Annotated in this window: 16 protein-coding genes; 10 read left to right on the top strand and 6 right to left on the bottom strand. The window is 71.2% G+C overall.

Features of this window, described 5'->3' with window-relative positions; genetic code table 11:
* Positions 1 to 75 precede the first annotated feature (75 nt).
* Both WS92_RS04385 and WS92_RS04390 read left to right on the top strand, forming a co-directional pair.
* Positions 76 to 1,551: a GDL motif peptide-associated radical SAM/SPASM maturase gene (locus WS92_RS04385; protein WP_006029086.1), complete on the top strand. Its 1,476-nt coding sequence runs from the start codon at positions 76 to 78 to the stop codon at positions 1,549 to 1,551.
* 124 nt (positions 1,552 to 1,675) lie between these two features.
* Entirely contained in the window at positions 1,676 to 3,289 is a 1,614-nt protein-coding gene (locus tag WS92_RS04390) for a methyl-accepting chemotaxis protein (RefSeq protein ID WP_059933351.1), read from the top strand.
* 83 nt (positions 3,290 to 3,372) lie between these two features.
* Here the strand turns inward: WS92_RS04390 and WS92_RS04395 are convergent, their stop codons facing one another.
* A complete protein-coding gene (locus WS92_RS04395) occupies positions 3,373 to 5,091 on the bottom strand; it encodes an MFS transporter (RefSeq protein ID WP_059933348.1) in 1,719 nt (572 codons plus the stop codon).
* Positions 5,092 to 5,141: 50 nt separating this feature from the next.
* On the opposite strand from WS92_RS04395, the gene WS92_RS04400 reads away from it, so the two are divergent.
* Complete coding sequence (locus tag WS92_RS04400; RefSeq protein WP_006029083.1) at positions 5,142 to 6,023, top strand: LysR family transcriptional regulator; 882 nt, start codon at positions 5,142 to 5,144, stop codon at positions 6,021 to 6,023.
* Between the two features lie 77 nt (positions 6,024 to 6,100).
* Here WS92_RS04400 and WS92_RS04405 read toward each other — a convergent pair whose 3' ends face one another.
* Positions 6,101 to 7,204: an AGE family epimerase/isomerase gene (locus tag WS92_RS04405; protein ID WP_015603935.1), complete on the bottom strand. Its 1,104-nt coding sequence runs from the start codon at positions 7,202 to 7,204 to the stop codon at positions 6,101 to 6,103.
* 108 nt (positions 7,205 to 7,312) lie between these two features.
* Here WS92_RS04405 and WS92_RS04410 point away from each other — a divergent pair, with 108 nt between their 5' ends.
* The 4 genes from WS92_RS04410 (at position 7,313) to WS92_RS04420 (ending at position 10,481) form a co-directional block, all read left to right on the top strand.
* Positions 7,313 to 8,008 carry an MgtC/SapB family protein gene (locus WS92_RS04410; protein WP_006029081.1) on the top strand — a complete coding sequence of 232 codons (696 nt, stop codon included), beginning with the start codon at positions 7,313 to 7,315 and terminating at the stop codon, positions 8,006 to 8,008.
* Between the two features lie 72 nt (positions 8,009 to 8,080).
* On the top strand, positions 8,081 to 9,490 hold the full coding sequence (locus WS92_RS04415) for a hypothetical protein (RefSeq protein WP_059933345.1): 1,410 nt from the start codon (positions 8,081 to 8,083) through the stop codon (positions 9,488 to 9,490).
* A gap of 196 nt (positions 9,491 to 9,686) precedes the next feature.
* Positions 9,687 to 9,842: a hypothetical protein gene (locus WS92_RS35550; protein ID WP_009914188.1), complete on the top strand. Its 156-nt coding sequence runs from the start codon at positions 9,687 to 9,689 to the stop codon at positions 9,840 to 9,842.
* Between the two features lie 159 nt (positions 9,843 to 10,001).
* Positions 10,002 to 10,481, top strand: a complete 480-nt coding sequence (locus WS92_RS04420) for a GNAT family N-acetyltransferase (protein WP_059933342.1) — start codon at positions 10,002 to 10,004, stop codon at positions 10,479 to 10,481.
* 19 nt (positions 10,482 to 10,500) lie between these two features.
* Here the strand turns inward: WS92_RS04420 and WS92_RS04425 are convergent, their stop codons facing one another.
* Both WS92_RS04425 and WS92_RS04430 read right to left on the bottom strand, forming a co-directional pair.
* The gene (locus WS92_RS04425; protein ID WP_059933339.1) at positions 10,501 to 10,929 is read right to left on the bottom strand and encodes a DUF4087 domain-containing protein; all 429 of its coding nucleotides are present in this window, start codon (positions 10,927 to 10,929) and stop codon (positions 10,501 to 10,503) included.
* Between the two features lie 173 nt (positions 10,930 to 11,102).
* Positions 11,103 to 14,015 (bottom strand): heavy metal translocating P-type ATPase, encoded by a 2,913-nt coding sequence (locus tag WS92_RS04430; protein WP_082743835.1) that lies wholly within the window; start codon positions 14,013 to 14,015, stop codon positions 11,103 to 11,105.
* Positions 14,016 to 14,336: 321 nt separating this feature from the next.
* Between WS92_RS04430 and WS92_RS04435 the strand changes: the two genes are divergently transcribed.
* The 3 genes from WS92_RS04435 to WS92_RS04445 all read left to right on the top strand — a co-directional run bounded on the left by WS92_RS04435 (position 14,337) and on the right by WS92_RS04445 (position 20,863).
* The gene (locus WS92_RS04435) at positions 14,337 to 15,167 is read left to right on the top strand and encodes a lysozyme inhibitor LprI family protein (RefSeq protein ID WP_059933335.1); all 831 of its coding nucleotides are present in this window, start codon (positions 14,337 to 14,339) and stop codon (positions 15,165 to 15,167) included.
* Between the two features lie 385 nt (positions 15,168 to 15,552).
* Positions 15,553 to 16,977 (top strand): DUF1254 domain-containing protein, encoded by a 1,425-nt coding sequence (locus tag WS92_RS04440; protein WP_015603008.1) that lies wholly within the window; start codon positions 15,553 to 15,555, stop codon positions 16,975 to 16,977.
* Between the two features lie 157 nt (positions 16,978 to 17,134).
* Positions 17,135 to 20,863, top strand: coding sequence for a DUF748 domain-containing protein (locus WS92_RS04445; RefSeq protein ID WP_059933332.1), 3,729 nt, complete (start codon positions 17,135 to 17,137; stop codon positions 20,861 to 20,863).
* Positions 20,864 to 20,875: 12 nt separating this feature from the next.
* On the opposite strand, the gene WS92_RS04450 is transcribed toward WS92_RS04445, so the two are convergent.
* Positions 20,876 to 21,097 carry a hypothetical protein gene (locus WS92_RS04450; protein WP_006029072.1) on the bottom strand — a complete coding sequence of 74 codons (222 nt, stop codon included), beginning with the start codon at positions 21,095 to 21,097 and terminating at the stop codon, positions 20,876 to 20,878.
* 254 nt (positions 21,098 to 21,351) lie between these two features.
* Positions 21,352 to 23,013 (bottom strand): alkaline phosphatase family protein, encoded by a 1,662-nt coding sequence (locus WS92_RS04455; RefSeq protein WP_059933329.1) that lies wholly within the window; start codon positions 23,011 to 23,013, stop codon positions 21,352 to 21,354.
* Positions 23,014 to 23,079 lie beyond the last annotated feature (66 nt).

Genomic DNA, 23,079 nt, shown 5'->3' on the forward strand with positions numbered 1-23,079 from the left:
GCGCCCGCGCCGCTTGCCGCACGCGCGGGCCCGTCCGCGCGTGCGGCCGCCACCGTCCCACAAGGAGACATCGACATGAGCACAACGGACGCGCGCCCGGCCCGCTACCTGATCGACAGCGACTATCAACGCTTCGTCCCGGTTCATGCCGTTTGGGAAATCACGCTCGCCTGCGATCTCAAGTGCCTGCATTGCGGTTCGCGGGCGGGGCGCCGGCGGACCAACGAGCTGAGCACGGCCGAATGCCTCGAAGTGATCGAGGCGCTCGCGCGGCTCGGCACGCGCGAAGTGTCGCTGATCGGCGGCGAGGCATATCTGCGCAAGGACTGGACGCAACTGATCCGCGCGATCCGCTCGCACGGCATGTATTGCGCGATCCAGACGGGCGGCCGCAATCTGACGCCGAAGCGCCTGGCGGAAGCGGTCGACGCGGGCCTGAACGGCGTCGGCGTGTCGCTCGACGGGCTCGCGCCGCTGCACGACAAGGTGCGCAACGTGCCGGGCGCGTTCGAGCGCGCGCTCGACACGCTGCGCCGCGCGCGCGACGCGGGCCTCGCGGTGAGCGTCAACACGCAGATCGGCGCGCAGACGATGGCGGACCTGCCCGCGCTGATGGACACGATCATCGAACTCGGCGCGACGCACTGGCAGATCCAGTTGACGGTCGCGATGGGCAACGCGGTCGACAACGACGAGGTGCTGCTGCAGCCGTACCGGCTGGCCGAGCTGATGCCGCTCCTCGCGAAGCTGTATACGGACGGCGTGAGCCGCGGGCTGCTGATGACGGTCGGCAACAACATCGGCTATTACGGGCCGTACGAGCACCTCTGGCGCGGCTTCGGCGACGAGCGCGTGCACTGGACCGGCTGCGCGGCCGGCCAGACCGTGATCGCGCTCGAAGCGGACGGCACGGTGAAGGGCTGCCCGTCGCTCGCGACGGTCGGCTTCTCCGGCGGCAACGTGCGCGACATGTCGCTCGAGGACATCTGGCGCACGAGCGAGGGCATCCATTTCGGCCGGCTGCGCTCGGTCGACGATCTGTGGGGCTTCTGCCGCACCTGCTACTACGCGGACGTGTGCCGCGGCGGCTGCACGTGGACCTCGCATTCGCTGCTCGGCAAGCCGGGCAACAATCCGTACTGCCACTATCGCGTGCTCGAGCTGCAGAAGCAGGGGCTGCGCGAGCGGATCGAGAAGGTGCAGGACGCGGGCCCGGCGTCGTTCGCGGTGGGCCGCTTCGATCTCGTGACCGAGCGCATCGCCGATGGCGAGCCGGTGTCGAGCATCGTCCGCTCGGGGCAGGTGATCGAGCTCGCCTGGAAGAACAAGGGCAAGCGCTCGCCGGACGTCGGGCGCGTGCCGTCGAGAATGAAGCTGTGCCGCAACTGCGACGGCTACGTGCATGCGAGCGAGCATACCTGTCCGCATTGCGGCAGCGACATCGACGCGGCGGCGCGCGCCCACGAGCAGGACACGCGGCGCCGGCACGCGCTGATGAACGACCTGGAGCGTCTGCTCGGCCTGTCGGCGTCGACGTTCGACGGCGCGTGACGCTCGCGAGGCCGGACGCCGGGCGACCAGAGAGCCCCCGCGCCGCGTAGGTGATCGCTCAAGTCCGCCGCCGAAATGCCGCTAACGCCAAGGCAGCATCTTTTCTTGGCTCTAACGGAATTTCATGTTCAGCAAAATCAAGCTCGCATCCGGCCTGCTCGGCGTGCTCGTCGTGTTCTGCCTGTTTCTGATCGCGGTCGAGGGGCTCGGCTTCTGGTCGCTGTCCGCGTCGCGCAGCAATATCGACGATCTGTCCAACGTCGCGATCAAGCAGGTCGACGCGACGACCGTCGCGACCCAGCACATGCTCGACGCTCGCACCAACCTGTCGCGCGCCAGCACGCGGATGGTGAAGGGCGATCCGATGCCCACCGAGACGCTCCAGCACGTGCGCGACCAGCTCGCGCTCGCCGATCGCGCGTTCGCCGCCTTCACGGCCGCGCCGACGATCAGCGCCGAGAACACCGAGCGCGCGGCGGCGCTCACCGAGCGCTACCGCAAGTACCACGCGGCGCTCGTCGATCTCGTGCAGTTCCTCGAATCCAACAACATGCAGGCGTTTCTCGATCAGCCGACGCAGCAGATCCAGGACGCGTATCTCGGCGAGTTGCGCACGTTCTCCGAATTCAGCAGCCGCACGAGCGAGCACGCGCTCGGCATGATCGACACCGGGATGCGCTGGTTCGAGACGGTCGGCGCGGTGCTGCTCGTGCTGATGTTCGCGTGCATCGCGGGGATCTACGCCGTCGCGCGGCGCGCGGTGGTCGCGCCGCTCGCGCAGACGGGCGTGCATTTCGAGCAGATCGCGCAAGGCCGCCTCGACGGGAGGGTGGCGCCGCACGGCATCCACGAAATCGAGCGGCTGCTGCGCGGGCTCGCCGAGATGCAGGCGAGCGTCGCGGGCACCGTGCGCGTCGTGCGCAACGCGTCGAACGCGATCCACCTCGGCGCGGCCGAGATCGCGAGCGGCAACGCGGACCTGTCCGCGCGCACGTCGAGCCAGGCCGCGTCGCTCGAGCAAACGGCGGCGAGCATGGAGGAGCTGACCGCCACCGTGCGGCAGAACAGCGACAGTGCGCGCGCGGCGAGCGCGCTCGCCGACGACGCGCTGCGAACGACGAAGAACGGCGGCGCGATCGTCGACGACGTGATCGACAAGATGCACGGCATCGCGCGCAGCTCGGGCCGGATCGCGGAGATCATCGCGGTGATCGACGGGATCGCATTCCAGACCAACATCCTCGCGCTGAACGCGGCCGTCGAGGCGGCGCGCGCGGGCGAGGAGGGGCGCGGCTTCGCGGTGGTCGCGGGCGAGGTGCGCGCGCTCGCGCAGCGCAGCGCGCAGTCGGCCAAGGAGATCAAGCTGCTGATCGAGGAATCGGTCACGCAGATCGACGGCGGCTCCGAGCTCGTCGAGCGCGCGGGCGAGGCGATGCGCTCGGTGTCCGCGTCGATCGAGCGGGTCGCGCAGACGATGGCCGAGATCACGGCCGCGTCGATCGAGCAGAGCGCGGGGATCGAGCAGGTCAACCAGGCGGTCACGCAGATGGAGCAACTGACGCAGCAGAACGCGGCGCTCGTCGAGGAAGTCGCGGCGGCGGCCGGCTCGCTCAACGAGCAAACCGAGCAGTTGCAGCAGTCGGTCTCGGTGTTCGAGCTCGGCGACGCGCGCGAGCGCCGGCCCGCCGGCGGCGCGGCGCTCGCCGGCGCGGGCGCGCCGCAGCTCGCGGGCGCATAGTCGCGCATGCATCGGGTGCGCGGGGCGGGCGGGACGGATCGCGCATCGTCGTCCGCGCTGCCCGTCTCGCATCGGGGGCGCGCTCATGCGGCCCGCCCCGGCTTCGCGCCGACGAGCAGCCGCACCACGACGGCCGCCGCGAGCGCGAACGCGCCGCTCACGCCCAGCGCGACCGCGAAGCCGCTCGCGAAGCCCGCGGGCGCGATTCGCGCGAGCGCCGCGCCCGTGCGCGGCGGCAGGCCGCGTACCGCCTGCGCGAGATCGCCCGCGAGCAGGCTCGACATGAAGTGCGCGTCGAGCGCGCCGAGCAGCTCCGGCGCGTGCGCGACGCGCGCGGCGAGCGCCGCGTGGGTCCGCGCGGCGAGCACCGCGCCGAGCACGCCGACCGACATCACGATTGCGGAAAAACGCGTCGTCGTGCTGATCCCGGACGCCATCCCGGTCCGCTCCGGCCGCACGCACGCCATGATCGCCTTTTGCGTGTCGCCGTTGAGGATGCCCGCGCCGCAGCCGGTGATCAGCATGCCGAGCGCGACGGGCCCGTAATGCGACGCGCCCGCGAGCGCGGCGGTCGCGACATTGCCGATGCCGATCAGCGCGAGCCCGCCGCCGAGCACGGTCGCGGCCGGCGCGCGCGCCGACAGCGCCGCGCCGAGCGACGGCCCGACGATCATCGCGAGCGCGAACGGCAGCATGCCGAGCCCCGCGCCGATTGCCGACATCCCGAAGCCGATCTGCAGATAGAGCGGCAGGAACGTCATCATCACCTGCGCGCACGCCGCGTAGCCGAACATCGCAAGCAGCGCGCCGACGAAGCGCGGCTCGCGAAACAGCGCGAGATCGATCACCGGACGCCGCTGCCAGCGCTCGGCGGCGACGAACGCCGCGACGAGCGCCGCGCTCGCCGCGAAGCGCGCGAGCGTGCCGGGCGCGGTCCAGCCGCGCGACGGCGCGTCGATCAGCGCCCAGATGCCGAGCGCGAGCGCCGAGCCGAACAGCACGCTGCCCGGCGCGTCGATGCGCTTCACGTGCGGATCGCGCGATTCGTCGATCGTCGCGCAAACGGCCGCGGCGAGTGCGACACACACCGGCAGGTTCAGCAGGAAGATCCAGCGCCATCCGATCCATTGCGCGATCGCGCCGCCGACGAGCGGCGCGACCGTCGTCGCGATGCCCATGCACATGCCCCAGATCGCCCACGCGCGCGCGCGGTCGCGGCCGTCGGGGAAGCGGTTCGCGATCACGGCGAGCGCCGACGTCAGCAGCATCGCGGCGCCGACGCCCTTGACCGCGCGCGCGACGTTGAGCAACGCGGCCGACGGCGCGAGCCCGCAGCCGAGCGACGCGATGAAGAACACCGCGAGCCCGGCGAGCAGCACGCGCCTGCGGCCCGCGCGGTCGGCGAGGCCGCCCGCCGGCAGCAGACAGGCGGCGAACGCGGTCATGTACGCGCTCACGACCCATTCGATGTCCGCGAAGCTCGCGTGGAACGTGCGGGCGATCGACGGCAGCGACACCGCGACGACGTTCGTGTCGAGCACGATCAGCGAGCAGGCCGCGGACGCGGTGGCGAGCGCGCGCCACGCGGTGCTGCGGCGGGCGTGCGCGAGCGCCGCGGAGCCGGGCGCGGATGCGGGGGCGGGGGCAGACGCGGAGGCGGCGGGCGAGCCGCAAGCGTGACGGAGGGGCTCGATCGGAGCGGGGCGGGAGGGCGCGTCGTGCATGCCGGACACCATGATGCGAAGGGGAGAGCGGCATGTTAGGCTCAGCGGTTGTTGTGTGTCATTGCTACAGAAATCCATCTTTATTGCTTGATGAAGCAATAAGCGGAAGCAATAAGCGGGAGCAATAAATGGATCGCCTCGAACTGCGCCACGTCCGGGCGTTTCTCTGCGTCGCGCGGCATCTGCACTTCGCCCGCGCGGCGGACGAGCTCGACGTCGCGCCGCCCGCGCTGACGCGGCTCATCCAGGATGCGGAGCGGCTTCTCGGCGTGCGGCTCTTTCATCGCACGCGGCGCTCGGTCGCGCTGAGCGCGGCGGGTGCGGTCTACCTCGGCGAAGCGCAGGCGGCGCTCGCGCATCTCGCGCGCGGCCGCGAGCTGGCGGCGCTTGCCGAGCGCGGCGAAATCGGGCGGATCGAGGTCGGGTACGTGTCGTCGGCCGCGTATGCGGGCGTGCTGCAACGCACGGTCGGCGCGTTTCGCGACGCGCATCCGCGCATCGGCGTCGACGTGCGCGAAGTGCCGATGGGCGATGTCGCCGCGCAGCTCGACGCTGGCACGCTCGACGTCGCATACGTGCGCCCGCCGCTGCCGCTGCCGGACGGCGTGTCGACGCACACAGTGCACCGCGACGTGTTCGTCGTCGCGGTGCACGAGCATTCGCCGCTCGCGGCGCGCGCGTCGATCCGGCCGGCCGCGCTCGCGGGCGAGCGCTTCGTCGTGCCCGAGCAGGCGCTCGGCACGCTGGAGGTGGCGCGCCGCGGGCGTTTCGAGCCGGTCGTCGACGCGCGGCCGGGCGCGCTCGTCGCGGTGCTCGCGCACGTGTCGGTCAGCGGAGCCGCCGCGATCGTGCCGCAGTCGCTCGTCGGCTGCGTGTCGCTGCCGGGCGTCGCGTACCGGCCGATCGAAGGCAAGCCGATTCCGTCGGAAGTGGCGATCGCGTATCGCAAGCACGAGAAGGCGCCCGCGGTGCGCGCGTTCGTGCGGTACGTGCGGCAGGCGGCGCTTTAGCGCAGGGGCGCGCGCGGTTGCATGTGCTCCGGCGGCGATGTCAGTCGACGCACGTCACGCGCCTCGCGCGCGGCGCGTCACGCTCCCGCAGGCAACGACGCGTATGCGGTCGCGAGGTGATACGGCGTCGTCGACGGCATGTCCGCGCGCGACACGCCGCCCTGCGCGGTCCTGCATTCGTACCAGCCGCGCGGATGCAGGAACCGCTCGGCAAAGCGCGCGATCTGACGGGCGAGCGCGTCCGGCTCGCCGCCGTGCGTCGCGAGCGCGCGCAGATATTCGGTCTGCGCCCAGATCCGCTGCGTGCCGTCCAGGCATGCGCCGCGCGCGTCGGTCGCCGCGCAGACGCCGCCCGTGTCCGGATCGACGCCGTGCCGTTGCGCGAACGCGTACGCGCGCGCGAGCGCGTCGGGCAGGCCGGTCGACGCGAGCCGCGCGCCCGCCGCGCTGACGAGATAGAACCACTCGAACTGATGGCCGGGCTCGAAGCGATTGTCGGCGCAGCCGAGCGGCAGCTCCGCGACGCAGCCGGTATGCGGATCGACGAACGTGCGCTCGACCGCCTGCGCGGTGCGCAGCAGCGCGTCGTCGAACGCGGTCTCGCCGAACGCGCGGCTCGCGGCGAGCCAGCCTTCGGTCAGGTGCATCAGCGGATTCTGCAGCGGGCCGCCCGCCGTCGCGGCGAAGTCGTCGCTGCGCGCGGAGTCGAGGAGCGCGCTGCCCGGTTGCGGCGCGAAGCGCTCGACGATCAGCGCCGCCGTGCGTTGCGCGACGTCGCGCGCGTCGCGATTGCCGGACGCCGCGAAATACTCGGCGCACGCGAACACGACGAACGCGTGCGTATACAGATCCTTCGTGCGGTCGAGCGGCGCGCCCTGCGCATCGACGCTGTAGAACCAGCCGTCGTGGCGAGGATCGCGAAAGTGGCGGCACAATGCGGCAAAGAGCGTGTGCGCGTGCTGGGCGTCGCCCGCCTGCGAGAACACGAACAACTGGCGCGCGCACGCCATTGCGCGATAGCGGGTGACGGGCAGCGGCGCGTGCGTATCCGGCGCGACGGCCTCGAACGGCAGTTGCAGCGCCGGGTTGAAGCCGGGTCCGCGCCAGAGCGGCAAGACGATTTGCGCGAAGTGGCGGCGCAATCGGGCGGCCTGGTCGGAAACGGAGACGAGTGCGGACATGACGGATGACGACGCGGTTGACAGTGGAAGAACGCGGCACCGCGCGCGCGGGCCGAGCGGCAAGGATAAAGCATGCGGCCCGCCGCCGTCGAACCTGGGAGAGCATGGATGCTGAACAACGTCGAACTCATCATGCGGCTGATTCTCGCGGCGGCGCTCGGCAGCGTGATCGGCATCGAGCGCGAGCGCCTGTCATGGGCGGCCGGGCTGCGCACGCACATGCTCGTGTGCGTCGGCTCGGCGCTCATCATGATCGTGTCGGCGTTCGGCTTTGCCGACGTGCTCGGCCAGGCGCACATCGACCTCGATCCGTCGCGGATGGCGGCGCAGGTGGTGTCGGGGATCGGCTTTCTCGGCGCGGGATCGATCCTGCTGCGCGGCGAGATCGTCCGCGGGCTGACGACGGCCGCGAGCCTCTGGTCGGTCGCGGCAGTCGGGCTCGCGGTGGGCGGCGGGCTGTACGCGGCGGCGATCGCGGCGACGGTCATCATTCTCTTGATCCTCGCGGGCATCAAGCCGCTCGAGCGGCGCTACCTGACCGTGCGCCAGCGCCGCCATCTCGTGCTGCTGGTCGAGCGCGGCACGCTGACGTTCGATTCGCTGCACGCGGCGCTCGGCGTCGACAGCGCGCGCGTCAAGCGCTTCATCGTCCAGCAGAGCGAGGATGCGGCGGACAGCGACGAAGTGACGATCGCGCTTGGCCGCGTGTCGGACGTCGAATACGAGAGCATTTGCGCGCGCTTGCGGCAGTTGCCGGGCGTGAAGGGCTTCACCGAGCAGACGAGCGGCTTGCCGGACGATTGACGCGCGGGCTCGCGCGGCGGGCATGAGACAATGCCGCCTTCCTGAAATTGTTCGAAGCCGAGTCCGGCGCGCGTGCGGCGCGCCGCTGAACGATCCATGACCGATTCCGCAGCATCCCCACGTTCCCGTTCTTCCCGTTCGTCCACGACTCGGCGGCGGCCGCGCGCCGCTGCGGCGAGCGGCCCCGCGCAGTCGCGCGCGGCGGCCCGGCCCGGCCGCGACGCCACCGCGAGCGACGCGCTCCGCGACGAGCACACGCTCGATCTGTTCGGCGTCGCGGCCGGAGACAGCGCGCGGACGGACGAAGCGGCCGCCGGCGTGGCCGTCGACGATGCCGAACGAGATGCGGCGCGCGCGCAACAGCGCGGGCTCGACGGTTTCGATCGGCCGCAGGGCGGCGGCGGCGCGCTTGCGACGGCGCGCGGGGCCGACCCGGCGGGCGAACAGGCGGATCTGCTGAGCGGATTCGTAGAAGCGCCGGCAGCGGATACGCGGGATGTGCAACGCGACGCCGGCGGGCGCGCCGCTGCCGATGCGGCGGGTGCGGCGAACGAAGGCGCGGGCGCCGCGACGCGTTCCGGCGAGCCCGCGGCGGCCGACGCGGACGCCGGGCAGCGCGACGTGTCCGCGGCCGACGCATCCGGGCCGGCGGCGACGAAGTCCACTGCGGCCGACGCGACGGCTGCCCGGCCGCCTCGTTCGCGCCGCTCGTCCGCGCGTCGCGCGGACAGCACCAAGCGGGCGGCCGAACGCGAGGCTCCCGAAGGCGAGGTGGCTGGAGGGGAAACGGCGGGCGGCGTCGCGGTCGATGCGCCGGCGGCGTCGAAATCCCGGAAGGCGCCCGACACGAGCGGCAACTCAAAGCCGGCCGCATCGAACGGCCGCGCGGCTGGCCGCGCCGATCGTTCCGGCACCTCCGGCAGCCGCGTCGGCGCCGTGGACAGCGTCGACGCGCCGCCCCTGTCTGCCGTCCCGGTTGCATCGTCCATGTCGTCTGTGTCATCTGCGCCCACTGCGGCGTCCATGCCGCACGCACCGTCAACGCCGTCTCCGTCCGTATCGCCCACGTCGCCCGTGCCGTCGGCTGCGCTCGCCGTCTCATCCGATCTCGACGCGCACCTGCGCCCGCTCGCCGACCGGGTCCGCGCGCTCCAATCGGAAACGATCGACCTGCGCCGGGCGGCCGATGCGGAGATGCGCCGCGTGAACCGCCTGCTGCTCGCGCTCGCGGTGGCTCTGCTCGTCGCGATCGTCGCGCTGGTCGTCCAGGCGGTGCAAATGTCGGCGCAGCGCGATCGATTTGCTGCGATGCAGCAACGCATCGACAGGCTCGTCGCCGCACAGGTGACCCACGACGCGACGATCGAGATGCTGTCGCAGCGCCAGGACGAGCTCGGCGCGCAGGTCGACCGCCTGACGAGCCGCCTGTCGAGCGCCGCGCCGCCGGTCAAGCGGGCGCATGCCCCGCGCCGCGGGCGCTGATTGAAAGAGGGATGCAACGAACCACCGCGGCGCGATGCCGCGCGCGCGTTGCGAGGTCGCAACGGGCCGGCCTCCATTCGCGGCGGGAAAGGGCGATTTGCGAGATTTTTGCTGCGACGCACTAGATGTTCCTAGGGAAAACACCTAGAATCTCATCTAAGGGAAAACCCTTGACGTTAGCTGACAGGAGTCGCAAATGAGCCTCATCTTCGCGCTGCTTCAAAAGATCGAAGACCTTTTCACGTCGCCGCATCTGCCGCTCGACGCCGACTATTCGTACAAGGCCCGCCACGCCGAGGCGGAGCGGGTGCGCAAGTCGCATGTCTCGCAGATCGGCCTGATCCGCCGTTGATAGCGGCGCCGGCAGGCCGATCGCGATGGCGAAGGCCGTCGCGGCAGGCGAACAATCAGCGTCTGACCCACCCGCCAACGGCGAAGCGAATTCCGTTCGCGCAACCCCGCATCGCCCGCTACACTGACTGATAGACCCGCTTCTTCGAACAGGTGCGGCATGTTGCAGATGCGCCCTATGACCCAGACGGAATTCCGCGAATACCGCGAGCGCGCGGCGCGTGGCTACGCGCGGGACCTGATCGAATCCGGCCAGAGCGCGCCCGACGAAGCCGACGAACGCGCGCTCGCGTGCATCGACACGCTGCTGCCCGACGGGCTCCTCACCGACGACCAGGTGCTGCTGACGCTGAGCGAATCCGCCGACGGCGTCGTGCTCGGCCACCTGTGGTACGGCGTCGTCACCGAAGGGCCGCATCGGTCGCTCTTCATCTACGATCTCGAAATCGAGCCCGCCTTTCGCCGCCAGGGCTGGGCGACGCGCGTGCTGCAGGCGCTCGAGGACGACGCGCGGCAGCTCCACGTGAGCGAGATCGGCTTGTCGGTGTTCAATCACAACGCGGCCGCGCTCGTGCTGTATCGCGAGCTGGGCTTCACCGCCGCGACGACGACGTTCGTCAAGTCGATCGAATCGCTCTGATCCCGGTTCGGGCTTCCGATTACGCCGGCTCCTTGAGCCGCTTGTCGCGCCGGCACCGCGAAAGCGGCAACTGCTTCGCCTTCTGCACCTTCACGATCCGCCGTTCCTGCTTGTCGGTGACCACTGTGAGGCACGCGCATGCATAGCCGTGCGAGCCGTTGGTTTCGACGTATTGCCTGCCCGCCATGTCGGGAATCAGGTCCATCCCTTCGGCTTCGGGGCCGCCCATCGCGCTGAGCGTCCACGAGCCGGTGCGGTCGTCGAGCCACCAGTTGCCGGGCGTCGGATTCTGCAGCCAGCCGCAGCGGATTTCGGCGTGCGCTTGTGGAAGGCCGATCAGCGCGACGGCCAGTGCGGCGAGCAGAGGGCGGCCGGCGCGGCGCGAACGGGAAATCGTCGCGGGCGCCGGCGCGCGCCGGGCGATGCGGTGGGCAATGAATGCGATCATGCGGCTTGAGGGGCGGCGCGTGTCGGCACGCCGTCGTATTCGTCGATGCGTGAAGTCTAGCGTAGCCGCGCTCGCGGCCGTGTCGCAATTTGTCGCCCGTCGCCGTCGCGAGCAGCGCGCGATGCATGCCCCAAGCGCGCCGCGCAGTTCGCGCATGTCCGCGCTTTGTTCATTCAGCGCGCGTCGCCTTTCCAGCGCCGCAGCAACAGCGCGTTCGTCACGACGCTCACGCTCGAGAACGCCATCGCCGCGCCCGCGATCATCGGGTTCAGCCAGCCGAGCGCCGCGAGCGGAATCCCGACCAGGTTGTAGACGAACGCCCAGAAGAGGTTCTGCTGGATCTTCCGGTACGTGCGGCGCGAGATGTCGATCGCGTCCGCGACGAGCGCCGGATCGCCGCGCATCAGCGTGATGCCCGCCGTGTGCATCGCGACGTCGGTGCCCGTCGCCATCGCGATGCCGACGTCGGCGGCGGCGAGCGCGGGCGCGTCGTTGATGCCGTCGCCGACCATCGCGACCGCGCCGTCGCCCGCCGTCCGCTTCATCTGCGCGACGACGCGCGCCTTGTCGTCCGGCAGCACCTGCGCGTGCACTTCGTCGATGCCGAGCGACGCGGCGACGGCCGCCGCGCTGCCGCGGTTGTCGCCCGTGACGAGCGCGCTCCTGACGCCGCGCGCGGCGAGCCGCTCGATCGCTCGCCGCGCGTGCGGCTTCACCGTGTCGCCGAACGCGACGAGTGCGAGCGCCGCGCGCGGCGCGTCGGCGCGCATCAGCCACGACACCGTGTTGCCCGCCGCTTCGAGCGCCGCCGCGCGGCGCGCGACGTCGTCGGGCACGGCGATGCCGAGCTCGTCGCGCCAGCGCGTGCTGCCGAGCGCGAGGAGGCGCGCGTCGACGCGCGCCTCGACGCCGCGGCCCGCGACCGCGCGCGACGTGTCGGCGCGCGCGTCGGCGAGGCGCGAGCGGTGCGCGTCGGCGTCGGCGTCGAACGCGGCGACGACCGCGCGCGCGAGCGGATGCGCGCTGTCGCGCTGGACGGCGGCGGCGAGCGCGAGCGCGTCGGCGTGCGGGATGCCGATCGCGTCGAATGCGGTGACGGTCGGCTTGCCTTCCGTCAGCGTGCCGGTCTTGTCGAAGGCGACGATGCGCGTGCGCTGCGCGAGCTCGAGCGCCTGCGCGTCCTTGATCAGCACGCCGCGCCGCGCGGCCACGCCCGTGCCCGCCATGATCGCGGCGGGCGTCGCGAGGCCGAGCGCGCACGGGCACGCGATCACGAGCACCGCGACCGTGTTGAGGATCGCCGTCTCGACGCCCGCGCCGGCCGCGAGCCAGCCGGCGAACGTGACGAACGCGATCGCGACGATCGCGGGCACGAACATGGCGCTCACGCGGTCGACGAGGCGCTGGATCGGCGCTTTCCCGGCCTGCGCGGATTCGACGAGGCGGATGATGCGCGCGAGCGTCGTCTCGGCGCCGACCGCGGTCGTCGCGACAGTGAGCGCGCCTTCGCCGTTGATCGAGCCGGCGGTCACGCGCTCGCCCGGCTCCTTCGCAACGGGCAGGCTCTCGCCCGTGATCAGCGATTCGTCGACATGCGTGACGCCCGCCTCGATCCGGCCGTCGACGGGCACGCGCTCGCCCGGCAGCACGCGCACGACGGTGCCGACGCGCACCTGCGCGAGCGGCACGTCGCGCTCGACGCCGTGCTCGACGATGCGCGCGCGATCGGGGCGCAGCGCGTTGAGCGCGCGGATCGCGTCGGTGGTCTGCCGCTTCGCGCGCGCTTCGAGCCACTTGCCGAAGCGCACGAGCGTGACGATCACGGCGGACGCCTCGAAGTACAGGTGCGCGGCCTGGCCGGGGTCGCGCAGCATCAGCCAGATGCTCAGCCCGTACGCGGCCGACGTGCCGAGCGCGACGAGCAGGTCCATGTTGCCGGCGCGGGCCTTCAGCGCATGCCACGCGGCGCGGTAGAAGCGCGCGCCGAAGCCGAACTGCACGATCGACGCGAGCACGAGCTGCAGCCACGCGGGCAGCGCGGCGTCGACGCCGAACGGTGCGGCGAACATCGGCAGCGCGAGCGGCGCGGTCAGCGCGGCGGACGCGATCACGAGCGCGCGCTCGCGGCGCGCTTCGGCGCGCTTGCGGTCGTCGGCGCTCGGCGATGCGGGGCGGGGGGCGGGCGCGGCCACGGTCGCGTGGGATGCCGTGGCCGCGGGGGCGGAAGCCGCGACGATCGGTGACGCGCGGTAGCCCGCTCGCTTCACCGCCTCGATCAACTGCGCGGCTTCGACGTGCGCGTCGGCATCGACGGTTGCCTTTTCGGTGGCGAGGTTGACCGTCGCGCGGGCGACGCCGGGGATTTGCGACAGCGCCTTTTCGACGCGGCCGGCGCACGATGCGCAGGTCATGCCGTCGATATCCAGTTCGGACGTCTTCGTCGCCACGGCGCGCTCCGGGGACGCAACGGTCGATTCGTCGACCGCGAAAGCAGCGGGCGACGCTTGTGAGCGCCCCGCGCCGTCGAGCGGGCATGCGGCCGGCGTCGGCGCGGCGTCGGCGCGCGCGTCTCGCACTACGTTCGCTCGATACCCGGCGCGCTCGACGGCCGCGACGAGCGTCTGCGGATCGACGTCGCGCGCGACGTCCGCCTCCGCGCTCGTCGTCGCGAGATCCACCTTCGCACCCGTCACGCCGGGCACGTTCGCGAGCGCCTGCTCGACGCGCCGCGCGCAGCCGCCGCAGGTCATTCCGCCGAGGGCCAGCGTGACGGTCGCCGTGCGCGGCGCGACGGCGTCGTCATCTTCGTCTTCGCGCCGTGCATCCGCGTGCAGGCGCGCGACGGGCGCCGGCGCGACCGTCGCGCGGTATCCGGCCGCGTCGAGCGCGTCGATGAGGCGGGCCGCGTCGACCGCGGACGCCGCGTCGACAGTCGCCGTGCCTGCGTCGAGATCCACCGCCGCGCCGGTTACGCCCGGCACCCGGGCGAGCGCCTGCTCGACCCGCGACGTACAGCCGCCGCAGTGCATGCCTTCGACGAGCAGCGTCGTCGTGACCGGGGCGGCGGGAGCGAACAGTTTTGTCATCTGCAATCCGATTCGATGTGGCGGGCGATGCCGCCAATGATCCGAAGTATCAACTTTCCCATGATGGGAAGGTCAAGCGCGAGATCGGGAGCCGATGCCGGATGCCGGAGGCGGGCGGAGCGGGGCGATCGTGGCGGGGCCGCCGCGCACGGCGTCCGCGGGGCGTTCGGGCGATCGGCGTGGTCCTTCGGGCTTGCGCGGGGCCGCGGCGTTTGGTCGCGCATCGGCGGCGGGCGCAGTCATCTCCGCCAGCCCCTTCTCCTCTGCGCGTCACATGAACGTTCGCCGAATCGTTTACTCGAAGCACCGCAAGGAGGAATCATGTCGACGAACACGAAACGACTGACGGCCGCGGCGCTTGGCGCCGCGTTGGCGTTCGGCGCGCCGTTCGCGCGCGCCGCGAGCTTCGACTGCGCGCGCGCCGCGAGCGCCGCCGAGCGCGCGATCTGCCGGACGCCCGCGCTCGGCGAGCAGGACGTTCGAATGGCCACGTACTACGAGATGCTGCAGAACGCGCGGCCGGCCGACGAAGGCATGGCGTACCGCGAGTTCCGCGACGCGCTGCGCGACGAGCAGCAGAATTGGCGGCAGCGCGTGCGCGACGCGTGCGGCGCGCGGATCGATTGCCTGACGGCAGCGTACGCCGCGCGGATCGCCGCGCTGCGCGGCGTCGCCGCCGAGCGGCTCGCGCTGCGGATGACGGGCGGGAGTGCGGCGTCGCCCGGCGCGGCCGACGCGACGTACGCGATCGAAGGCGAGCCGATCAAGCTGACGAACGGCGAATCGGTGCGCTCGGCCGCGCCGGGATCGGCGATGAAGCGCGTGACGACGCTCGTCGCGCGGAGCGCCCCGGCGACGATCGCCGGCCATCCGGTCGAGGCCGTCCTGCTGAGCGACGATCCGGGCGGCAGCGGCCGGTTCCTGTACGTCGCGACCGCGCAGCCGGGCGGCGGCGCGCCGGCCGTGCTGCTCGGCGATCGGGTGAAGCCCGTCTCGGTGTCGATCGAGCGCGCGGCGTCGCCCGGCGCGATCGTCGTCGTCGTCGAATATCTGGATCGCCCGGAAGGCGCGCCGTTCGCGCAGGCGCCGACGATCAAGGTCGTGCGGCGCTTCGCGCTCGAACAAGGCCGGCTCGTCGAGCAGCGCGGGTAGCGGGCCGCCGGTGGGGCCGGCGGCCCGATTGCGCGCCGGCGCGACGCGCCGTGCGCGCCACGCACGTTCGATCGACCCGCCGGCCGGCTCGACAAGCAGGGCGTCACCGCGCACGCGTCGCCCATCCTCCACCGTCGCCCCCGATCCCAAATATTGACCACGCACCGCCGCGCGCCCGTGCGCCGCGCCGCCCGAATCGCCCCTATCTCGCGATCAGGCGTTGTTTTTGCCGGGGCGACGAGAGTACGATACTGCCGATCAAAAAACAAAGAGCTGATCAAGCAACAGCCGGCCGGCACGCACGCTACGAGGAAAACACCGCGCCCTACGCGCCGGCCGCCGATCAACACGCGCGGCCAGGCCGCGCGTTCGCCGTGGCCACCCAATGACAACAAACCGACGAGAACCCACTGTTTCTCTGCGGCGCGCTTGCGCGTCGCTTGCCGCGCTGGCGCTGCTCGCGGCCTGCACGTCGACGCCCGAGGCGATCCAGCGCAAGACGGGCTGGATGCGCAGCGAGGTCGCCGATTCCTATATCTATGCCTACCCGCTCGTGCTGATGGACGTCGCGAAGGAAGCCGCGACGGCCGACGGCACGCCCGTCAACACGCTGCGCCATGCGCAGGCGCTGCCTGCGCCGGGCACCGCGAACCCGCCGCTAGCGAGCGGCGACATGCTCGATTCGACCGCGTGGCTCGACGTCGCCGACGAGCCGGTCGTCGTCGTGCTGCCCGACGGGCGCGGCCGCTATCTCGACGCCCGCGCGCTCGACATGTGGACCAACGTGCTGTGGTCGAGCGGCCCGTCGGCGAATCCGCGTTCGGGCGCGAGCCGCGCGCGCGCGCTTGCGTTCGTCGGCGCGGGCTGGGAAGGCTCGCTGCCGGACGGGCTCACGCGCGTCGACGTGCCCGCGCGCAACGTGTGGCTCGACGTGCGGGTCCAGACGAGCGGCGGGCGCGACCTCGCCGCCGCGAAGAAGCTGCAGCGCGCGATCCGCGTCGAGCCGCTGTCCGTCTACACGGGCGACGCCCGCGGCGCGTCGCCCGCCGCGCGTGCGGGCGCGGGGGCGGCCGGGCCCGCATCGGGCGCCGCCGCACCCGTCGCGCAGGTCGCGGCGCTCGATCCGCCCGCGTTCTTCTCGCGCGTCGCGCGCGCGTTGCTGGACAACCCGCCGCCCGCTGCCGACGCGCACGCGCAGGAAATCCTCGCCGACATCGGCGTGACGGCGGGCGCGCCGGTGCAATGGAAGGGCGACAAGCTGATCGGCGCCGAGAACGGCGCGGCCGAGGCGCGCGAGCGGCTCGCCGCGCTGCCGCCGAACGCGCTCACCGCGAACGGCTGGAGCTGGCTCGGCGACAGCGTCGGCAACTACGGGCAGGACTACGCATTGCGGGCATACGCGGCGTCGACGCAATTCGGCGCGGGAACGCGCGACGACGAGGCCGTCGCCGTCGTGAAGACCGACAGCGCGGGCCGGCCGCTGAACGGCGCGTACCGCTACGTGATCCGCTTTGCGCCGAACGCGCTGCCGCCCGCGCGCGCGTTCTGGTCGCTCGCGCCGTACACGCCGGACGGCGCGGTGCCCGAGCTCGGCCGCGCGCGCCGCTCGATCGGCGAGCGCGACCGGCTGCACCGCAGCCGCGACGGCTCGCTCGAGATCGTCGTGTCCGCGACGCCGCCCGGCAAGGGCTACGCGTCGAACTGGCTGCCCGCGCCGCGCGCCGACTTCGAGCTCGCGCTGCGGCTCTACGCGCCGAAGCGGCAAGCCGCCGACGGCAACTGGCAGCCGCCCGCCGTGGTCCGCAAGTGACCGTGCGCGCGCGCCGCCCGGCCACGCGGCCGGGCACGGCGCGCGCCGCCGCTGCCGCCTTGCTGCGCCGCGCGCGGCGCAGCGCCTATACTGACGAAAGCCGGACGCTCCCGTCCCGATTTCCTCGCTGCCGTTTCGACGGCGATTCAGTTCCGTAATGGCATTCAACAAAGAAACCGTCCAATCGACCTTGCAACAGCTCGGCGCAGCCGCCCGGTCGCGCCGCGCGAAGCGCACCGGCATCGGCGTGCTGATCTTCCTCGTGGTGTTCGGGCTGCTCGGCTTTTTCGCCGCGCCGCCGTTGATCCGGCACGTCGCCGAGCAGCAGTTGAGCGAGCAGCTCGACCGCCCCGCGACGATCGCGCGCATCGCGTTCAATCCCTACACGCTGCGGCTCGAGGCCGACGGCGTGCATGTCGGCGAGCGCGGCGGGCAGGGCGGGTTCGTCGACATCGGCAAGCTCGTCGTGCGCGCGTCGTGGACGTCGCTCGCGCGCTTCGCGCCGATCGTCGACGAGGTGCGGCTCGATCAGCCGCGCTTTCGGATCGTCCGCTACGATGCGCAGCGCTTGAACTTCACCGATCTGGTCGACAAGTTCTCGAAGCCGTCGCCGCAGCCGTCGCCGAAGCCTGTGCGCTTCTCAGTGTCGAACATCCAGATCAACGACGGCCGCATCGAGTTCGACGACCGGCTGCTGAACGCGAAGCACGTGGTCGACCAATGGACGGTCGGCATTCCGTTCATCGCGACGCTGCCGTCGAAGACCGACATCTTCGTCGAGCCGAAGCTGCGCGCGCGCCTCGACGGCAGCCCGATCGCGATCGACGGCAAGACGAAGCCGTTCGCGCAGTCGCGCGAATCGTCGATCAACCTGAAGTTCGACGGGCTCGACATGCCGCGCCTGCTGTCGTATGCGCCGACGAAGCTGCCCGTCGACGTGCGCGCGGGCAGGCTGTCGAGCGATCTCGACGTGAAATTCGCGATGGCGGGCGACACGCCTTCGCTGCGCGTATCGGGCACCGTCGACCTGAACGACGCGCAGGTGACGAGCCGCGCGAACGAGCCGCTCTTCGCCGCGCACGCGGTGCACGTGGCGGCCGCGCAGCTCGAGCCGCTGCGCAACGTGCTGCATTTCGACGACATCCGGATCGACCAGCCGGTCGTATCGCTCGCGCGCGACAAGGCGGGCGTGCTGAACGTGATGAAGCTCGCGGGCGGCGCGAACGGCGCGCCGGCTGCGTCGCGCGCCGCCGCCGCGAGCGCCGCCGCCGGGAAGGCGCAGCCGCTCGATCTGACGATCAAGCGCTTCGCGATCAACGACGGCACGCTGAACCTGAACGACGCGTCGCTCGCGACGCCCGCCGCGATCTCGCTCAGGCACGTCGCGACGACGCTCGCCGACTTCACGCTCGCAGGCAAGACGCCCGCGCGCTACACGCTCGCGACCGACGTCGCGAGCGGCGGCTCGCTGAAGGCCGAGGGCGCGTTCAGCCTCGCCGCGCGGCAGGCGGACACGTTGCTCGTCGTCGACGCGCTCGCGCTGCCCGTCGTGCAGCCGTATCTCGCGGGCGCGACGTCCGCGCGCGTGCTCGACGGCGCGCTCAGCACGTCGGTCAAAGCGAAGGCGGACTGGTCGAAAACGCCGCTCGACGCGCAGGTGAGCGACAGCGAGCTCGGCCTGAAATCGCTGAGGATCGCGCTGCCGAACGCGAAGACGCCGGCCGTCGCGCTGCCCGACGCGCGCGTGAAGGTGACGAAGATCGATTTCGCCGCGCGCACCGCCGAGATCGCGAGCGTCGACGCGACGGGCCTCGCGCTCGACGTCGCGCGGCTGCAGAACGGCCAGATCGACCTCGCGTCGCTTGCGGGCGAAGGCGGCAAGGCAGCGGGCGCGAAGCCGGCCGCGTCGACGAAGGCGGCCGCGCCCGCATGGCGCTACAGGATCGACGAGCTGAACGTGAAGGACGCGAAGGCGAATTTCACCGACCGCTCGACGCCGCACCCCGTGAAGCTCGCGATCGCGCCGCTCGCGCTGAACGTCAGGCAGATCAGCGAGGACCTGTCGAAACCGTTGCCCGTCAAGCTGACGGCGACGCTGAACCGCAAGGGCTCGCTCGACCTGTCGGGCAACGTGACGGGCTCGCCGCTGAAGGTCGGCCTGAAGCTGAACGGCAACCGGCTCGACGCGGCCGCGTTCGAGCCGTACTTCGGCAGCATGCTGAACGCGACGGTCGCGAGCGCGCTGCTGAATGCGAAGGGCGATCTGAGCGTCGAGCGGACGAGGCAGTCGATGAAGGCGTCGTATCGCGGCGACGCGGCGCTCGTCGACGTGCGGATGCTCGACAAGGCGACGTCCGATCCGTTCGCCGGCTGGCGCTCGCTCGCGCTCTCGAACCTGAAGGCGAACTACGACGACGTGCGCGGCACCGACGTCGACGCGTCGCGCGTGACGTTCTCGAACTTCTACGGCCGCGTGCTGCTCGACGCGCAAGGCAAGCTGAACCTGCGCGAGGTCGTCGCGAAGGAAAGCGGCCCCGCGCAGTCGCTCACGCGCGACGCGAGCGGCAAGGAGCCGATACCGCTCACGCCGCAGGCGAAGGCGGCGAGCGCCGCGTCGGCGCCCGTGCTCGCGTCGGCCGCGGCATCGCCCGCGTCGGGCGGCGCGGTCGTGCGCGCGGCCGCGCCGCCGCAGCACCCGGTGCGGCTGCACTTCGGCCAGTTGCTGCTGCAAAGCGGCCGCGTCACGTACACCGACAACTTCATCAAGCCGAACTACACGGCGAACCTCGTCGCGATCAACGGCACGGTCGGCGCGTTCGGCACCGATTCGACGACGCCCGCGCCCGTCGACGTCAACGCGAACCTCGCCGGGAACGGCCCGATCACGATCAAGGGGACGGTGAATCCGCTGATCGGGAAGCCGTCGCTCGACCTGACCGCGACCGCGCACGACATCGAGCTCACGAACCTGACGCCGTATTCGGCGAAGTACGCGGGCTATCCGATCACGAAGGGCAAGCTGAACGTCGATCTGAATTACAAGCTCGACAACGATCTGCTGACCGCGAACAACCACATCTTCATCGATCAACTGACGTTCGGCGAGCACGTCGACAACGACACCGCGACGAAGCTGCCGGTGCGGCTCGCGATCGCGCTGCTGAAGAACTCGCGCGGCGAGATCGACGTGAACATTCCGGTGTCCGGATCATTGTCGAATCCGGAGTTCAGCATCGGCGGGCTGATCTGGCGCGCGGTGCTGAACCTGATCGCGAAGGCGGTCACCTCGCCGTTCACGCTGCTCGCGCACGCGTTCGGCGGCAGCGGCGAGGAGCTCGGCTACGTCGAGTTCGATCCGGGCCGCGCGAACCTGTCCGATGCGTCGCAGAAGAAGCTCGACACGATCTCGAAGATGCTCGCGGAAAAGCCGTCGATCCGCCTCGACCTGATCGGCCGCGTCGATCCGGACAAGGACCTGCCGGGGCTGCGCGACGCGTACGTCGAGCGGCTCGTGCGGCAGCAGAAGCTGAAGGACGTGGTCGGCCAGGGCGAGAGCGTTGACCCGGTGACGGTGAAGGTCGATCCCGCCGAGTACACGAAGTACCTGACGAAGGCGTACAAGGCGGCCGATTTCAAGAAGCCGCGCAACATGATCGGCCTGACGAAGACGCTGCCCGACGACGACATGAGGAAGGCGCTCGCCGATCACGCGAGCGTGGACGACTCGAGCCTGCGCGCGCTCGCGCAGGCGCGCGCGCAGGCGGTGCGCCAGTATCTGGAGGGCAAGGTCGACCCGAGCCGGATGTTCATCGTCGCGCCGAAGCTCGACGCGAAGGGCATCGAGGACAAGGGGGCGACGACGCGCGTCGACTTCGGCCTGAAGTGACGCCGTGCGCCGTCAGCGCGCGGCGGCGACCGGATCGCGCTTGTCGAGCTCCTTGCGCGCGGCGAGCGGGATGCGCGGGTCGTCCCACGCGGTCAGCCACTCGACTTCCTTCGCAGTGAACACCTGACCGTAATTGCGCAGCGCGTATTGCAGCGCATCGATGATGTGATGACGGATGATCTCGGGCGTGCGCGCGTCGTCGAGCACGCAGCGGAAGGCTTCCAGCGTGGCCATCGTGATGCTCCGGATAAGGACGATCCCGTTATCGCATGACAATAGTCGGACGCCAACCCGAAAAAAAATGCTGCGGCGCGATAGACGCCGCGCCGGGCGGCAACGATGGGGCGGCGCCCGTCCGTGTGCACTTTCGCACGATCGCCGACGACTTCACACACTTTCGTTGCCGCGCGCGGCTTCGCGGGCCGCCTGTGGCGCGGGCTTTGAGCGGGAGAGGGATAGCGAGGCGTCGCGCGCCTCGCGGCGCTCGTTCAGCGGTCGAGGCCGAGGCCCGGCAGCACGCGCGTGCCTTCGAGCGCGACCGCGTGCAGCAGGCGCGGCTCGAGCCCGAGCGAGCGCAGGATCGTCGGCGCGACCTGCGTCGTCAGCACCGGCGCGTCGATCGTGCGGCCCTGGCGGAAGCCCGCGTACGACACGACGAGGCCGAGGTGGCTGTCGTCCGGCGCGTTGCCGCCATGCTCTTCATCCTTCTTCTTGCTCGACGTGTAGATCACGCCCGGGTTCGGCTGCACGACGATGTCCGGCGTGCGGCCGAGCGCCGGATTGCCGAAGCGCGCGGCGACGCTCGGGCCATACAGGATGTATGCCTGCGGGCCGTCCGCGCAGATCCCCGGCGCGTTGCAGCCGAGGTTCGCCTTCAGCTTCGCGACGACCGCGCTCAATTGGCTCTGGTCGCGCAGCCAGACGAGGCCGACGTCGTCGGTCTGCACGAAGCCCGTGCCGACGAGGCCCGTGCCGTCGTTCAGGTTGCCCGACGTGGTGTTGTTCTGGCCGAAGTTGCCGTTCGGGTCGAGGAAGTTGTTCGCTTCGAGGAGCGCAGTCAGCGTGTCGCCGTGCTTCACGAGCTTCGTGTGATCGGTCGGCGACTGGCCGTGCTTCGCGGTGACGATCACGACCGTCGAGTCGTACAGCCCGCGCTGCTTGAGCTCGGCGACGATGCGGCCGAGCGCGCCGTCGACGTACGCGATCGCGTTCGCGACTTCCGGCCCCGGCGTGAAGCTCGCGTCGAGATAGCCGCCGCCCGATGCCACCGTCGCCTTCTGCGCGACGGACAGCGTCTGGAAGTTCGTGCCGAACACGGTCGGCACGGGCGCGGCCGCGTTGCCCGTCGAGTTCTTGCCGTCGATCTGGTTGACGATCGCCTGCACGTGGTAGTCGTCGAACTTTTCGGTATGCGTATAGATGTCGGTGTAGTTGGTGCTCGTCGCCGGGTCGATCGAGTTGATCTCGGTGCGCGCGAGATCGTCGACGCCCTTGCCCGACGGGCCGTTCACCCAGTCGTAGCCCCATGCGTGCTTGTCCGCCCACGCGGTGCGCGAGCCGCGGATGTGCTCCTTGACGACTTCGAACACCGTGTTCGTCTTCACGTAGTTGTGCGGATAGACGCTCACGCACTGGCCGTTCACGCGCGCGTGCGGGATCGCCTGCGGATTGAACGCGCCGCCGCCGTCGAGATGCGTGAGCGCGCCGCCGTTCTGCGCGTCGATGCCGGTCGTTTCGTCGAACACGACGTTCCAGCCTTGCTTGCCCGAGCACGTCGTATCAGACGGCGCGTACAGCGTGCGGTCGTAGGACACGTCGTAGAAGAGGCCCGCGCTCTTCGGCGAGCCGCCCGTCAGGAGCGCGGCCAGGCTCGGAAACGAATCCGACAGGCCCGGCGTGTGCGCGTTCGTGTACGTGACGCCCGACTTCGCGAGCAGCGCGAGATTCGGGCACGTGTTCGCGCCGATGCAGCGCGCGACGTCCTGCTCGTGCAGACCGTCGATGCTGACCAGCAGCACGCGCTTCGCATCGGCGAGGCGGCTGTCGTGATCCCGATCCTGCACGGTGGCGGCCGAAGCTACGCTCGCGAATGCGAGCGCGCACGCGCCGAGCCATGCGCCGATTTCGAACTGCTTACTGTTGCTTTTCATCGTTGACCTCATCGTTAGTACGGCTGTGTCCCACCCGGAGCCGCAATCTGCACGCGGATTGCGAAT

The organism is Burkholderia sp. MSMB1588 (assembly GCF_001546925.1).
GTDB lineage: Bacteria > Pseudomonadota > Gammaproteobacteria > Burkholderiales > Burkholderiaceae > Burkholderia > Burkholderia humptydooensis.